Below are 15,204 nucleotides of genomic sequence, written 5' to 3'. Positions count from 1 at the left end.
CGGCCTTATGCCGCAGGGCCGCCGCTTCTGCGGCTTTCGCCACCTGTCGCGGGCCGGCCATCATGGTTCGGCAAGCTCCGGCAGGGCGTGGCGGCTGGCCGCCACCAGCGCGAGACAATGGTCGATCTCGGGTGCGAGATGGGTCAGGAAAAAGCCCGCCGTCTCCACCTTGGCGCGGCAGAAATCGTCGGCGGCCGCCCGGCCGGCGCACAGGCGCAGGGCCCGCGTCCACGCAAACGCCAGCAGCAGCCACGCATTGGCCCGCAGAAAATCGTCGGCCGCGCGGAAACCCCGTTCGGCATCGCCGGCCGCCTCCGCCACCAGATCGTGCATCGCTGCGCGGACTCTGGCGGTGGCGGCGCTCAGCAGCGCCCCGGCCTGCGCGGCCGCCGGCACCGCGCCGGCCAGTGCCGCCTCCCCGTCGATCACCGCCAGCAGCGTTTCCAGCCCGGCGCCGCCGTCGGCCAGCGTTTTGCGCACGGTGAAGTCGATCGCCTGCACCTCGTTGGTGCCCTCGTAGATCATGGCGATGCGGCTGTCGCGCAGCGTCTGCTCGATGGCATATTCGGCCACGTAGCCATATCCGCCAAACACCTGCAGCGCGCTGCTGGCGGCCTGAAAGCCGGTGTCGGTGAAGAACGCCTTGATGACCGGCGTCAGCAGGCCCAGCAACTGCGCCGCCTGCCGGTCGCCGCCATGGTCGGCACGGTCCAGCAGGTCGCCGGCCCAGTAGCCGATCATCCGCTCGCCCTCGCTGAGCGCCTTCAGGCGCATCAGGATGCGGCGCACCGCCGGATGGCGGGCGATGGGATCGGCCGCACCGCGCGGGGCCGCCGAGCCGGGCGCACGCGCCTGACGGCGCTCCGCCGCATAGGCCGCGGCGAGCTGGAAGGCCCGCGTCGCATGACCGAGGCCCTGAAGGCCGACGTGGAGGCGCGCGGCATTCATCATCACGAACATCGCCGCAAGGCCGCCGTTGGGCGCACCGACCAGCCAGCCTTCCGCCGCCTCGAAGCGCATGGCGCAGGTGGCGCTGGCGCGGATGCCCATCTTGTGCTCGATGCTGTCGCAATGGACCGCGTTGCGCCGGGGAGGTCCGTCGTCCCCGTCGATCAGCTTCGGCACGACGAACAGCGACAGCCCTCTGGTGCCGGCCGGCGCATCCGGCAGGCGGGCGAGCACCAGATGAACGATGTTGGCCGTCAGATCCTGCTCGCCGCCGGAGATGAAGATCTTGTTGCCGGTGATGAGGAAGCGGCCCTCCCCCGCCGCGGCCGGCACCGCCTGCGTGCGCAGCAGATTGAGGTCGCTGCCGGCCTGCGGCTCGGTCAGGCACATGGTGGCAAGCCACTCGCCGCTCGCGATCTTCGGCAGAAAGCGCGCCCGGAGACCCTCGTCGGCATAGGCCTCAAGGCAGCGATAGGCGCCCTGCGTCAGCCCGCTGTACATCGCCCAGCCGTGATTGGCGGCATAGAGCATTTCGCCGAAGGCGACATCGAGCAGATGCGGCAGGCCCTGCCCGCCCCATTGCGGGGCAAAGGCCAGCGTCGGCCAGCCGCCGTCGACATAGGCGGCATAGGCGGCCGCAAAGCCCGGCGGGGTGGTGACGGCGCCGTCCTGCAGACGGGCGCCGCCGGCATCGCCGGGGCCGTTCAGCGGCGACAGCACGTTTTCGGCGAATTTCGCCGCCTCGGCCAGCACATGGCCGGCCATTTCGGCATCGCACTCCGCAAGGGCGGGAATGGCGGCCCAGCCCTGCGGAGCGGCAAGCCATTCCTCGATGACGAACTGCATGTCGCGCAGCGGCGCCCGATAGCTCAGCATGGCGTCCCCCTCCCTCAGGCCGCCACGATCAGCGCATCGAGGGCGATGGCGCCCTGCCCGGCCGGGAACACCACGACCGGGTTGATATCGACTTCGCGGATGGCGTCGTTGGCGAGCATCATGGCGCCGAGCCTGGCCACGATGCGGGCGGCCGCCGGCACGTCCAGCGCCGGGGCCCCGCGGAAGCCGGTGAGAAGGGCCGCCGTCTTCAGCTTCAGCAATTCCCGCTCGATCCCTTCCGGCGACAGTTCCGGCACAATGAGACGCACATCGCGGATGGCTTCGGCCAGCACACCGCCGAAGCCGACCAGCAGCACCGGGCCCCAGTCGGCATCGACATGGGCGCCGACGATCAGTTCCGTGCCGCGCGGGCCCATGGCCTCCACCAGCACGCCGTCGAGCGTCAGGTCCGGGCGGGCGCGGGCAACCGCCGTCTGCAGCCTGTCCCAGCCGGCCGCCAGCGCCGCCTCGTCGCCGAGGTTGAGCACGACGCCGCCGACATCGCTCTTGTGCGGCAGCGCCGCGGCCTGTGCCTTGAGCACCACCGGATAGCCGATCCGGGCGGCAATCGCCTTCGCCTCGTCGGGCGTTACCGCCAGACCGCCGACCGGCACCGGCAGGCCCGCCTCCGCCAGCACCGCCTTGGCGCGGTATTCCGGCATCATGCCCGATGGCAGGGCGCAGCGCAGGGCGGCATCCTCTCCGCCGTGGCCGGCATCCGGCCGCCGCGCGGCGGCACGGGCCAGCACGGCAAGGGCGCGGATCGCCCGTTCGGCAGAGCGGAACACCGGCACACCGTGTTCGCGAAGCTGGCGGATCAGATCGGCCGGCACCTCCGCACCCTCGTCAAGGCCGGAGAACAGCACCGGCTTGTCGGGCCGCAGCGTGCGGATCGCCTCGATGACCGGCCCGAGCTTGCGCGACGAGGTTCCGATATCCGACAGGATGATGCCCATCAGCACGCTGCCGTAGTCGTCGTCGGCCAGCAGAACGTTCAGCGTATCGAAATAAATCTGCGGGTTGACGAGGCCCTGCGCGGTGATGTCGAGCGGGTTGCTGGTGGGAATGAAATCGGAGAACAGCGCCCGCAGTTTCGCATCGGTCTGCGCCGACAGCGGCGGCAGGGCGAGGCCGACCTCCTCGCAAAGATCGTGGGCATGGGCCTTGAAGGCCCCGGATTCCGTCAGCACCGCCGTGCCGCGTGCAAGCCCCGGCCCGGCCGCGGCCGGGCAGCGCAGCAGGATTTCCGTCACGTCGATCAGCACTTCCAGCGTTTCCGCCAGAATGATGCCCTCGTGCTCCACCTTCACGCGCATGATGGCGTGGTCGCCGGCCATGGCGCCGGTGTGGGTGGCGGCAGAGGCGCGCGCGGCATCGGAACGGCCGGGATGCAGCAGCACCACCGGCTTGCCGGCCGCCCGCGCCCGGCGGGCGAAGGCGATGAGCCGGCGCGGACTGCGGAAATGTTCCGCAATGATGGCGATCACGCTGGTTGCGGGATCGTCCACCAGATAATCGAGATAATCTTCCAGCCCGCTCGCCGCCTCGTTGCCGGTGGAGATGGAAAACGAGATGCCGAGTTCGCGGTCGTTGAGGCCGGTGTTCAGCACCGCCGCCATCGCCCCGCTCTGGGAGGCGATGGCCACGCCGCGCCGGGTGCCGAGCCGCACCGCCGGCACCTCCACGAAGGTCAGCGGTGCGCCGTCGACATAGTTCACCATGCCGAGGCAGTTGGGGCCCTCGATTGCCATGCCGTATTGCGCGGCAAGGCGGGCGATCTCGTCCTGCTGGGCGCGGCCTTCGTCGCCGCCCTCGGCAAAGCCGGCGGCGTAGATGACGGCGCTGCCGACGCCCTTGCGCCCGCAGGCGGCAATGACCGGCAGCACCGCCTCGCGCGGCACCGCCAGAACCGCGCAGTCCACGCCGTCCGGCAGGTCGTCGACGGTGGCCACGCACGGCCGGCCGCCGATCTCGCTGCGCCTGGGATTGATGAGGTGGATATCGCCGGCATAGCCGGCGCGCTCCAGATTGCGCAGCACCGCCGCGCCCAGCGCGGACGGCGTGGCGGAGGCGCCGACGATGGCGATGGAGCGCGGCCGCAGCAGCCGTTCGATGGCGGCACGGGCCAGCGGCGGGGCGGCAGAGGGCGCGGAGGCGGTGACGGCGTTCATGGCGGTCTCTGAGCGTTCCTGGGGAGTATCTTTGCCGGTCTTTGCGACCCGTTGGTCTCCTGACGCCGCGCGCTGCCGCGCGGCGGGGCGGACGGGCACCCCCTGCGGAGATGCCCGCCCTTTCGCGGTCCGGCCGGCGCGGGGAGGAGCGGCTGCGCCGGCCGGGCCGTTTCAGCGCCGGTAAGCCTGCAGACCCGGCTTGATGGACTTTTCGTCCAGGAACTGCCGCATGCCTTCCTGCCGGCCCTGTTCGGGATCGCGGTGCAGGGCCTGATCGAGCTTGGCGTACAGGTAGTCCTCGTTCTGCTCCCACGTCAGTTCGCGGCAGCGCTTGAAGCCGTGCTTGGCAATGCGCAGCACCACGGGATTCTTGTCGACGAGCTTGGCCGCCAGTTCCAGCGTGCGCTCACGCAGCGCGTCCGCCGGCACGGCATAATTGACGAGGCCCCATTCCGCCGCCTCGGCGCCGGTGAAGGTGTCGCCGGTCATGATCAGTTCCAGCGCCTTGCGGTGGCCGACGGCATCCGCCATCGCCTTGCTGACGAGGTTGCCGGGCGGGATGCCCCAGTTGATTTCCGACAGGCCGAACACCGCCTTCTCGTCGGCCACCGCCAGATCGCAGGCGACCAGCGGCGAGAACGCGCCGCCGAAGCACCAGCCGTTGACCATGGCAATGGTCGGCTTGGAATAGAAGCGCAGCAGCTTCCACTGCCATTCCGAGGCCTCGCGGCGGATGCGCTCCTGCACCACCTCGGGCGCTTTGTCGACCTCGCGGAAATATTCCCGCAGGTCCATGCCGGCCGACCACGCGGTGCCCGCACCGGTCAGCACCACCACCGACACGTCGCCGTCGCTCTCAAGCTCCAGCAGGGCATCGCGCATTTCCAGATTGAGCGTCGGGCTCATGGCGTTGCGCTTGTCGGGACGGTTGAAATAGAGGAAGGCGATCTTGCCCTCCAGTTCCACCTTCACGGTCTTCCAGCGATCGGCGGCATAAGACATCGGTTTACTCCAGGTCAGACGGTCGGTGTCAGGCTGTAGGTCAGGCTGTTCTGCGGGATGGCGGACGGTGACGGCCGCCGGAGGAACGGGGGAGTTCGGCGGGCCGGGCGGCCGTCAGGGGCGCCCGTGGGCCGGAATGTGGCGGCGGATGCCGGCGAGAAAGACGGCGGTGGCCACCATCAGGCCGGCAAGGCCGGCGAGGAACACCGGCGCGCCGCCGCCGCTGATGACGAAGGCACCGTAGAAGGCGCTGAGAATGGCGCCGACCCGGCCGATGGTGGCGGCGGTGGCAACGCCGGTGGTGCGCACATTGGTGGTGTAGACGTGGGTGGCCAGCGCATAGATCAGCGACTGCACCGCGTTGACGAACACGCCGGCGATGACCACCACCGGCAGCAGCAGGCCGATGTTCTCCGCGCCGCCGAGGCCGACGGTGCGCACCAGCACCAGCGCGGCGGCCGACAGCAGCGAGGCGATGACGAGCGGCCAGCGCGAGCCGAGGCGGCCCACCACGAGAGCGCAGACAACGGCTCCGGCCACGCCGCCGACATTGAAGAAGGCAAGCGCGCGGCTGGCCTGCGCCACCCCATATCCGGCGGCGGTGAGCATGGTCGGCAGCCACGAGAATACCGAATACACCACCATCAGGATGCAGAAGAACGCACCCCACAGGCACAGCGTGTCGCGCCGCCGGCCGCCCCGGAACAGCGACTGGAGGCGGGTGTGGCTCTCCTCGTGCTGCTCGTGATGGTCGGCAAAGGTGGCCGAGGCCGCGACCGGCCGGCCGAGACGGCTGAGCAGACGGCCGAGTTCGCCCCAGCGGGCCTCACGGCGCACGAGGAAGCGCGGCGATTCCGGCAGCAGCAGCGCCAGCACCGCGGCGAACGCCAGCGGCGCCAGACCGCCGATGACGAACAGGCCCCGCCACCCCTGCAGCGGCAGCAGGCTGGCCGCGATGAAGCCCGCGATGATGCCGCCGACCGGAATGCAGACAATGATGAGGGTAACGGCCAGCGCCCGCACCCGCAGCGGCGTGAACTCCGAGCCCATGGTGGTGGCGACCGGCATGGCCGCGCCGATGCCGACGCCGGCAACGAAGCGCAGCACCATCAGTTCGGTCAGGTTGCTGACCCACGCAATGCCGAGGGTGGCGAGGCCGAACACCACGACGCAGGCGATCAGCGCCCGGCGGCGGCCGAGACGGTCGGCCAGCACGCCGATGACGCTGGTGCCGACAGCCATGCCGAACATGCCGGCGGCCACCACCGGCCCGAAGGCCGAACCGGAAATGCCCCACTCCCGGATGAGCGAGGGAATGACGAAGCCGATGAGCTGAACATCGAAACCGTCAAGCACGACGGCGAGCGCCGCCATGACCAGAACGATTTTCTGATAACCGGTCCACGGACCATGATCGAGAATATGGCCGACGTCGACCGGCCCGGCCGGACCGGGACGCACGGAAGCGTTCGGCAAACTGCCGCTGGCTGCCACTGACATTGCACCCTCAAGGGTTTCCTCGGTTGCATCTTGTTGCCCGGACCCGTCGGGTCGGCGCGCAGGGCGCGCGGCCGCTCTGTTGCGAGCGGCGCTCGGGGCTGTTTTTTATCGAGTATGAATCTAGCAAGATTCGATGTCGGTGACAACAATTGTTTTCTGATCGTGTTTCTCGTGACCCCCTTTCATAGGATAAGAGTCCCGACCGGCCGCAACGCGCGAACCGCCGGCAGAGGGCCCTGCCGGCGGTTCGGTCGCATCTGCCATTGCGCTGGCCGCGGGACGGCCGGTTGCGGCGCTCAGGCCGCTTCCAGCACCATCATGCCGGCGGCGGTGTTGCTGATGGGGATGTGATAATTGGCGTGCACCTGCCGCACGGCGCCCGGCACGGCGGCGCGGGCCGCCAGCCAGTTCAGCAGTTCCACCCCCTGCGTGCCGACCTGCTCGACCAGATCGCGGATGCTGTAGCGCGCGGTCCAGTCCGGGTCTTCCACCAGACTGCGCATGAAGGCGAGATCGAACGGCTTGTTGATGAAACCGGCGCGTTCGCCGTCGAGCTGATGGCTGAGGCCGCCCGAGCCGATCATGACCACGCGGGCATCGCTCTGCCAGCGCGCCACCGCCTCGCCGATGGCCCGGCCGAGCGCCAGACAGCGCGAGGCCCTGGGCAGCGGGAACTGCACGGTGTTGATATGCACCGGCACGATGGCCTTCGGCCCGCCGCCGTTCGGCCAGAACAGCTTCAGCGGCAGCGTCGCCGCGTGATCGACCAGCATCTCCTGGCAGGTGACGATATCGAACTCGTTTTCCACCAGATGGTCGACGATATGCCAGGACAGTTCCGGCACCCCGGCCACCGGCGGCACGGTGGGAATGCCCCAGCCCTCGTCGGCGTTCTGATATTCAGCGGCCGCGCCGATAGCGAAGGTGGGCATCTTGTCGAGGAAAAAATTCAGGCCATGGTCGTTATAAAAAACGACCGCGACATCGGGCTGCTGCTCTGCCAGCCACCGGTGGGCGGGCGCGAAGCCGTCGAAGAACGGGCTCCAGTAGGGATCGCTCTGCAATTCCTTCTCGATGGCGCGGCCGATGGCCGGCACGTGAGAGGTGGTCAGTCCGCCGATGATTCGGGCCATGGGGGTTTCCTCGTGATCGCTGTTGCGGGGGCCGGTCCGGCCGGACCGCACCCGGATGGTGTCGGGCCGCGGGCGCGGCCGGTCAGACGGTTTCCGGCTGCCGGGCCTGTTCCAGAAGGCGGGCCTTGAAGGCGTCCTTGGTCATGCCGGTCTGCTGGGCGCCGAGGTCCTGAACATCGAGGCCGAGGATGCCGGCGAACTTGGCGAGGTAGTAGATATTTCCGCCCGCCGCGATCAGGGCCAGCACATTGCGGGTGCGCACCGCTTCCGCCTGTTCCTCATTCAGCCGGTAGGACCGCATGTAGCTTTCCTCATCGGCATGGAAACGCTGGCGGCTGGCCTCTTCATTGAAGGAAAAGCACATCCTGTTGAGTGCATATCCCTTCATTGCCTGATTTCCGTTGAACAGCGTGGTCCCGTAAATCGGGTTATCCTGCTGAGACATGTTTCTCTCCCTGTCTGCTGGGCTGCCCCCTTTGTCCCATTCCGATTGCAGCGGAAAAACGCCTGCATCATCATGTGTGTCATGAGCGATTTCGATTGGTTGGATCTCGACGCCCGCCTGCTGCGCATCCTCGTTGCGGTGGTGGAAACCGGCTCGGTCACGGCGGCAGCCGATGCGCTGGGCGTGACGCAGTCGGCCGTCAGCCACATGGTGCAGAAACTGCGGGGGATTGCCGGCGACGAGCTGTTCGTGCGCGCCGGGCGCGGCATCCAGCCCACGCCGCACGCCCTGCTGCTGGCGGAGCGGGCGCGGGGGCTGCTGCGCGATCTGGAGCGGTTTCCGGCGCCGGAGGCGTTCGAGCCGTCACGCTGGCGCGGCACCGTGACCATCGCCGCCAACGACTTCCAGCGCGAGGCGCTGCTGCCGGCGCTGGCGCTGCGGCTGCACGGGGCGGCGCCGGGCGTGTGTCTGCACATCATCCCGTCCAATGTGCCGACCGCGGACATGCTGCGCGAGGGCGGAGCCGACCTGATCGTCAGCCCGCGGCCGCCGGAAACGGCCGACCTGATGCAGAAAAAGCTGTTCGACGACCGTTACCGGGTGTTCTTCGATGCCGCCGTGCGGGAGCCGCCGCTGACGACGGCGGCCTATCTCGACGCCCTCCACGCCACGGTGGTCTACGAGCCGCGCCGGATGCTCGACATCGACACCCGGCTGGCGGAACGGGGCCTGCGGCGCCGGTTCGCCGTGACGGTGCCGGGCTTCTCGGCACTGCCGTCATTCGTCGCCGGCACGGACCTGATCGTGACCGCGCCGGGGCTGTTGCGGCTCAGCCTGTTCCGCGCCCTTGCCAGCGTGCCGCCGCCGGTCCCCTGCCCGACCATGCCGATGTTCATGATCTGGAGCCGGCACCGGCAGGCCGATCCGGCGCACCGCTGGATCCGCGGCGAGATCGAGGCCGCCGCGCGCGCTGTTGCCGCCCGCGTCGGCTGAGGCGGGCGGTAACGGCCGGCACGCTGCAGCACACGCCCCGGCCTCACACGCCGGAGGCGGGAAATTCTTCCGTGTCGATTTCGCTCTGGGTCGGCGCGTTGTAGCGCGGCCCGGCAATGGCCGACGGCGCAAACAGCGCCGACAGGCGCTCCGCCATGCCGGCCGGCAGCACGACGGCGGCCGCGCCGAGATCCTCGGCAAGGTGGGCCGGGCTGGTCGTGCCGGGGATGGCCACGATCTCCTCGCCCTGCGCCAGAACCCATGCCAGCGCGAGCTGCGCCGGCGTGCAGCCGGCCTCGTCCGCCAGTGCGCGGAACGGATCGAGCAGCGCGAGGTTGCGCGGATAGGTCTCCGGCGCAAAGCGCGGCATCGCGCGGCGGATGTCGCGGGCATCGAACCCGGTGACATCGGTCAGTGTGCCGGTGAGGAAGCCGCGGGCCAGCGGGCTGAACGCCACGAAGGCGACGCCCAGCGCGCGGGCTTCTGCCAGAACCGCGATTTCCGGATTGCGCGACCACAGCGAATATTCGCTCTGCACCGCCGTCACCGGATGCACCCGGTGTGCCCGGCGCAGGGTTTCGGCGGAAACCTCGGAAAGCCCGATGGTGCGCACCAGACCGCGCTGCACCAGATCGCTCAGCGCCCCGACGCTGTCCTCGACGGGTACCTTTTTGTCGAAGCGGTGCAGGTAATAGAGATCGATGACATCGGTGCCGAGCCGGCGCAGGCTGTCTTCGCAGTTGCGCACCAGCGCTTCCGGCCGGCCGTCGATGACGCGGCGCATCACGCCGTCCTCGCCCGCCGCCCCGGCCATGCCGCCCTTGCTGGCGAGCGTGATGCGCTGGCGGTAGGGCCGCAGCATCCGCCCCACCAGCGTCTCGTTGGCGCCGAAGCCATAGAGCGCGGCCGTGTCGAAATGATCGACGCCGGCATCGATGGCGGCCGCGAGAACCCGCTCGCCCGCAGCCACCCCCAGCGGGGCCCCGTAGGCATGGCTGAGATTCATGCAGCCGAGGCCGATGGCCCCGACCGTAAACGGCCCGATCCTGCGTCGCATCGTCGTTTCTCCCGCCCGTCGGGCACGGCGGCGAACCCCGGGTCCAAGGGGACGCCGGGGCCGTCGCCGCGCGGTTGTCCGGCTCACGCCAGCTGCTTTTCCAGCGCGTCGAGCACTTCGTAACACGGCAGCACCTGCGCCACCGAGGCATTCGGCTCGCGGCCCTCGCGGATCGCGGCGAAGAACTCGCGGTCCTGCAGCTCGATGCCGTTCATCGAGACATCGACCCCGGAGACGTCGATCTGCTCGTCCTTGCCGGTGTAGAGATCGTCGTAGCGGGCAATGTAGGTGGCGGTGTCGCCGATATAGCGGAAGAAGGTGCCGAGCGGCCCTTCGTTGTTGAACGACAGCGACAGAGTGCAGATGGCGCCGTTCTCCGCCCTGAGCTGGATCGACATATCCATGGCGATGCCGAGCACCGGATGGATCGGCCCCTGAATGGCATTGGCCTTCACGATGGGGCTGCCGGCCTGATAGGCGAACAGATCCACGGTGTGGGCGGCGTGGTGCCACAGCAGGTGGTCGGTCCAGCTGCGCGGCTGGCCGAGGGCGTTCATGTTGGTGCGGCGGAAGAAATAGGTCTGCACATCCATCTGCTGGACGTTGAACTCGCCCGCCGCGATCCGCCGGTGCACATACTGGTGCGAGGGGTTGAAGCGGCGGGTGTGGCCGCACATGGCGACGAGGCCGGTTTCTTTCTGCAGCGCCACCACCGCCCGGGCGTCGGCCAGGCTGTCGGCCAGCGGAATCTCCGTCTGCACGTGCTTGCCGGCCTTCAGGCAGGCCATCGCCTGCGCGGCGTGCATCTGGGTCGGGGTGCACAGGATCACCGCGTCGAGCTCAGGCAGCGCCAGAGCCTCGTCGAGGGTCGTCGTGGCATGGGCGATGCCGTATTTTCCGGCCACCGCGCGGGTCTTTTCCAGATCCCGCGAGACGATCGAAACCACATCGACGCCGTCGATCCCGGCGATGGCATCGAGATGCTTGATGCCGAAGGCGCCGGCCCCGGCGAGAGCGACTTTGAGGGGCTTGGTCATGACAGGAATGTCCTCGGATCAGCCATTTTCGAGAATGAGATGGCCGACGGCCGTGTTCGACGCCGGCACGTGGAAGAAACGGTGGAGCACCTTCGGCGGCGGACCGCCGGCGATATCGGACATGGCCCCGCGGGCGATCAGCCACATCACCAGTTCGATGCCTTCCGAACCGGCCTCGCGGACATATTCGATGTGCGGCACCTGCGAAAGGCCGACCGGGTCGGCAATGATGCGATCGAGGAAGGCGTTGTCCCAGTCGGCATTGATGAGGCCGGCGCGGGCACCCTGAAGCTGGTGGCTCATGCCGCCGGTGCCCCAGATCTGCACCTTGAGCGGCTCCTCGAAGCTTTCCACCGCGCGGCGGATCGCCTGCCCCAGCGCAAAGCAGCGCGCCCCCGACGGCACCGGATATTGCACCACGTTGACCGCGAACGGGATGACCTTGCAGGGCCAGGCTTCCGGCTGACCGAACATCAGGCTGAGCGGCACCGTCAGGCCATGGTCGACATCGATGGCGTTCACCACCGTCAGATCGAAATCCTGCTGGATCACCGACTGGGCGATGTGGGCGGCAAGCGCGGGGTGGCCTTCCACCGCCGGCACCGGCCGCGGCCCCCAGCCCTCGTCGGCCGGCTGATAGGAAGCCGCCGTGCCGATGGCGAAGGTGGGGATCAGGTCGAGGCTGAAGGCATTGGCGTGGTCGTTATAGACGAGGAAGATCACGTCCGGCGTGTTCTCCTTCATCCACGCCTTGGAGGGCTCGTAGCCGGCGAACAGCGGCTGCCAGTAGGGCTCGCCGCTCTTGCCGAGATCGAGCGCCGCGCCGATGGCCGGAACATGGGATGTATAAACAGAAGCGGTAATGCGGGCCATCTCAGGCGTCTCCCTTCCGCGCGGCTTCGCCGGCGCGGCCCTGCGGCTGGCGGTGCGGCTGGGCATCGCCGTCCTCGCCGAGATAACGGTTGCCGGCGACGGAGCGGCCGCCGGCCAGCATCATCGCGCGGTATTCTTCCTCGGTCATGCCGGTCATGGAGCCGGCCATCTGCTGGAAGCTGGCGCCGTCCGTGGCGCCGATCTTGGCGAGGAAATAGATGTTGCCGCCGAGCGCGATGCAGCGGTTGAGGTCGCGCGCCATCACCGCCTGCTTCTGGTCCTCGGTCATCGCCCATTCGTCGAGATAGGCGCGTTCGCCGGCCTTGAAGCGGGTCCGGTTCTCCGCCTTCATCAGCGACATGCAGAACTGGTTCAGCCAGTAGCCCTCGCGCGCCTGATCGGCGTCGAAGATGGTGGTGCCGGGCACATCCAGATAGGGTTTTTCCAGAGACATGGCTCAGACAGCTTCCTCGGGCCAGTAGAGGCGCATCGGGTTTTCGACCAGCAGCTTGCGCTGAAGCGCGGCGGTCGGGGCGATGGCGGGAATGAAGTCGACCAGCAGGCCGTCATCCGGCATGTGATCCTTCAGGTTCGGATGGGGCCAGTCGGTGCCCCACAGCACGCGGTCGGGGAACTCCGCCACCACCCGCGCCGCAAAGGGCACCACATCGCGGTAGGGCGCGCGCTCGCCGCCAAGCGCCTTCGGGCCGGTCACGGAAAGCCGCTCCGGGCAGCTCACCTTGCTCCACACGTTCGGGTTCTCGCGCATGAAGCGCAGGAACAGCCCGAACTCCGGCCCGTCCACCGGCTTCGTCACGTCCGGACGGCCCATGTGGTCCACGACCACAGTGGTCGGCAGGGCGGTGAAGAAATCCCACAGCCCTTCCAGATCGGCGGCCTCGAAATAGATCACCACATGCCAGCCGAGGCGGGCGATGCGGCCGGCGATCTCCATCAGTTCGTCCTTCGGCGTGAAATCGACCAGCCGCCGGACAAAATTGAAGCGCACGCCGCGCACGCCGGCGGCATGCAGCCGCTCCAGCTCCGCATCGCTGACCGAACGGCGCACCGTGGCCACGCCCCGCGCCCGCCCGCCGGACGACAGGCAGGCATCGACCATCGCCGCATTGTCGGCGCCGTGGCAGGTCGCCTGCACCACGACATTGCGCGTAAAGCCGAGCCGGTCGCGCAGGGCGAAAAGATCGGCCTTGCCGGCATCGCACGGGGTGTACTTGCGTTCCGGCGCATAGGGGAACTCAGCCCCCGGCCCGAACACATGGCAATGGGCATCGACCGCCCCGGCGGGCAGCACGAAGGCCGGCTTCGCCGGGCCGTCATACCAGTCCAGCCAGCCGGGCGTTTTCTCGAAGGGGCCGGAAACCGGCCGCGAGAGGGTCGTGGTCACGGATGCGGCTCCCTCAGTCGACATAGCGCAGCCCCGCCTTCTCCAGCGGTCCGCGCATCTGATACATGTCGAGGCCCAGCACGCCGGCGGCCAGCGTGGCGCGCTTTTCCGCCTCAAGCGCCTCGCGCCGGGCGGCCGCCTCGGCGGTTTTGCGGGCGAGGGCCGCCGGCACCACCACCACGCCGTCGTCGTCGGCCACCACCACATCGCCCGGGTTGACCAGCGCGCCGGCGCACACCACCGGCACGTTCACCGAGCCGAGCGTCGCCTTGATGGTGCCCTTGGCGCTGATGCACTTGCTCCACACCGGAAAGCCCATCTCCTTCAGCGTGGTGACATCGCGCACGCCGGCATCGATGACCAGCGCGCGGGCGCCGCGCGCCATGAAGGAGGTGGCGAGCAGGTCGCCGAAATAGCCGTCGGTGCATTCGGCGGTGATGGCGGCAACCACGATGTCGCCCGGGCGGATCTGCTCGGCCACCACATGCATCATCCAGTTGTCGCCGGGGTGCAGCAGCACGGTCACCGCCGTGCCTCCGACCGGCGACCCGGACCACACCGGCCGCATATAGGGCTTCATCAGCCCGAGCCGGCCCATGGCCTCGTGAACGGTGGCCGATCCGAAGCGGGCGAGCGCGTCCGCCGCATCCGCCGGTGCCCGTTCGATGTTACGCCTGACGATGCCCAGTTCAGTCATGGACGTTTCCTTTCGTCTTTCTCCGCCGGCGAGGCTCAACGGCCCGCGGCCTTCAGCGCGGCATCGAGGCGCGGATAGACCCGCCGTGCGTTGCCTTCGTAGATGCGGTAACGGTCGTCGTCCGTCAGGTTGCGGGCCGCTTCGATATAGCGTCTGGTGTCGTCGTAATAGTGCCCGGTCTCCGGATCGACCCCGCGCACCGCACCGATCATCTCGGACGCGAACAGGATGTTCTCAACCGGAATGACGGAGGTCAGCAGGTTGACGCCCGGCTGATGGTAAACGCAGGTATCGAAGAACACGTTCTTCAGGATGTGGTCCTTCAGAAGCGGCTTCTTCATTTCCTGCGCCAGCCCGCGATAGCGACCCCAGTGATAGGGCGCCGCGCCGCCGCCATGGGGAATGACGAAGCGCAGGGTCGGGAAGTCGCGGAACAGATCGCCCTGAATGAGCTGCATCACCGCGGTCGTATCGGCGTTGATGTAGTGGGCGCCGGTGGTGTGGAAGCAGGCGTTGCAACTGGTGGAGACATGGACCATCGCCGGGATGTCCAGTTCCGCCATCTTCTCATAGACGGGATACCACAGCCGGTCGGTCAGCGGCGGGCTGGTCCAGTGGCCGCCGGAAGGATCGGGGTTGAGGTTGATGCCGACGAAGCCATAATCGCGGACGCACTTTTCCAGTTCCGGCAGGCAGGTCGCCGGATCGACGCCGGGGCTCTGCGGCAGCATGGCCGCGCCGATGAAGTTTTCCGGGAACAGCTGCGAGACGCGGTAGCACAGTTCGTTGCAGATCGCCGCCCAGGTGGAAGAGACCTGAAAATCGCCGATGTGATGGGCCATGAACGAGGCACGCGGCGAGAAGATGGTGAGATCGCTGCCGCGCTGGCGCATCAGCCGCAGCTGATTCTGCTCGATGGTTTCGCGCAGTTCGTCGTCGGAGATCTTCAGTTCGCTGACGCGCGGGGCCTGCGAGGGATCCTTGATACCGGCGATCTGCCGGTTGCGCCATTCCTCCAGCGCCTTCGGCGCCGTCGTGTAGTGGCCGTGACAATCGATAATCATGGA

General features: G+C 68.5%; 13 protein-coding genes and 1 pseudogene. 1 reads left to right on the top strand and 13 read right to left on the bottom strand.

Annotated elements, in window-relative coordinates:
• Positions 1-60: 60 nt before the first annotated feature.
• From V7067_RS01655 to V7067_RS01630, 6 genes are all read right to left on the bottom strand, one after another.
• Positions 61-1,824 carry an acyl-CoA dehydrogenase family protein gene (locus V7067_RS01655; RefSeq protein WP_334174130.1) on the bottom strand — a complete coding sequence of 588 codons (1,764 nt, stop codon included), beginning with the start codon at positions 1,822-1,824 and terminating at the stop codon, positions 61-63.
• 14 nt (positions 1,825-1,838) lie between these two features.
• Complete coding sequence (locus tag V7067_RS01650) at positions 1,839-3,995, bottom strand: acetate--CoA ligase family protein (protein WP_334174129.1); 2,157 nt, start codon at positions 3,993-3,995, stop codon at positions 1,839-1,841.
• 171 nt (positions 3,996-4,166) lie between these two features.
• Positions 4,167-4,997, bottom strand: a complete 831-nt coding sequence (locus tag V7067_RS01645) for a p-hydroxycinnamoyl CoA hydratase/lyase (RefSeq protein WP_334174128.1) — start codon at positions 4,995-4,997, stop codon at positions 4,167-4,169.
• Between the two features lie 114 nt (positions 4,998-5,111).
• The gene (locus V7067_RS01640) at positions 5,112-6,458 is read right to left on the bottom strand and encodes an MFS transporter (RefSeq protein ID WP_334174127.1); all 1,347 of its coding nucleotides are present in this window, start codon (positions 6,456-6,458) and stop codon (positions 5,112-5,114) included.
• 335 nt (positions 6,459-6,793) lie between these two features.
• A complete protein-coding gene (locus V7067_RS01635) occupies positions 6,794-7,630 on the bottom strand; it encodes a class III extradiol dioxygenase family protein (protein ID WP_334174126.1) in 837 nt (278 codons plus the stop codon).
• Between the two features lie 82 nt (positions 7,631-7,712).
• Positions 7,713-8,075, bottom strand: a complete 363-nt coding sequence (locus V7067_RS01630; RefSeq protein ID WP_334174125.1) for a protocatechuate 4,5-dioxygenase subunit alpha — start codon at positions 8,073-8,075, stop codon at positions 7,713-7,715.
• A gap of 81 nt (positions 8,076-8,156) precedes the next feature.
• On the opposite strand from V7067_RS01630, the gene V7067_RS01625 reads away from it, so the two are divergent.
• Entirely contained in the window at positions 8,157-9,068 is a 912-nt protein-coding gene (locus V7067_RS01625) for a LysR family transcriptional regulator (protein WP_334174124.1), read from the top strand.
• A 43-nt stretch (positions 9,069-9,111) separates the two neighbouring features.
• On the opposite strand, the gene V7067_RS01620 is transcribed toward V7067_RS01625, so the two are convergent.
• The 7 genes and pseudogenes from V7067_RS01620 to V7067_RS01590 all read right to left on the bottom strand — a co-directional run bounded on the left by V7067_RS01620 (position 9,112) and on the right by V7067_RS01590 (position 15,201).
• Complete coding sequence (locus V7067_RS01620) at positions 9,112-10,125, bottom strand: aldo/keto reductase (RefSeq protein WP_334174123.1); 1,014 nt, start codon at positions 10,123-10,125, stop codon at positions 9,112-9,114.
• An 83-nt stretch (positions 10,126-10,208) separates the two neighbouring features.
• Positions 10,209-11,162, bottom strand: a complete 954-nt coding sequence (locus tag V7067_RS01615; protein WP_334174122.1) for a Gfo/Idh/MocA family oxidoreductase — start codon at positions 11,160-11,162, stop codon at positions 10,209-10,211.
• 18 nt (positions 11,163-11,180) lie between these two features.
• The gene (locus V7067_RS01610; RefSeq protein WP_334174121.1) at positions 11,181-12,035 is read right to left on the bottom strand and encodes a class III extradiol dioxygenase subunit beta; all 855 of its coding nucleotides are present in this window, start codon (positions 12,033-12,035) and stop codon (positions 11,181-11,183) included.
• A gap of 73 nt (positions 12,036-12,108) precedes the next feature.
• Positions 12,109-12,489, bottom strand: a pseudogene (gene ligA, locus V7067_RS01605) (protocatechuate 4,5-dioxygenase subunit alpha); the annotation flags it as partial.
• A gap of 3 nt (positions 12,490-12,492) precedes the next feature.
• Positions 12,493-13,440 carry an amidohydrolase family protein gene (locus V7067_RS01600; RefSeq protein ID WP_334174120.1) on the bottom strand — a complete coding sequence of 316 codons (948 nt, stop codon included), beginning with the start codon at positions 13,438-13,440 and terminating at the stop codon, positions 12,493-12,495.
• 13 nt (positions 13,441-13,453) lie between these two features.
• Complete coding sequence (gene ligK / locus V7067_RS01595; protein ID WP_334174119.1) at positions 13,454-14,137, bottom strand: 4-carboxy-4-hydroxy-2-oxoadipate aldolase/oxaloacetate decarboxylase; 684 nt, start codon at positions 14,135-14,137, stop codon at positions 13,454-13,456.
• A 35-nt stretch (positions 14,138-14,172) separates the two neighbouring features.
• Entirely contained in the window at positions 14,173-15,201 is a 1,029-nt protein-coding gene (locus V7067_RS01590) for an amidohydrolase family protein (RefSeq protein WP_334174118.1), read from the bottom strand.
• Positions 15,202-15,204 lie beyond the last annotated feature (3 nt).

The organism is Pseudoxanthobacter sp. (assembly GCF_036822375.1).
Lineage (GTDB): Bacteria > Pseudomonadota > Alphaproteobacteria > Rhizobiales > Segnochrobactraceae > Pseudoxanthobacter.
This window is presented reverse-complemented; position numbering and strand designations above follow the sequence as displayed.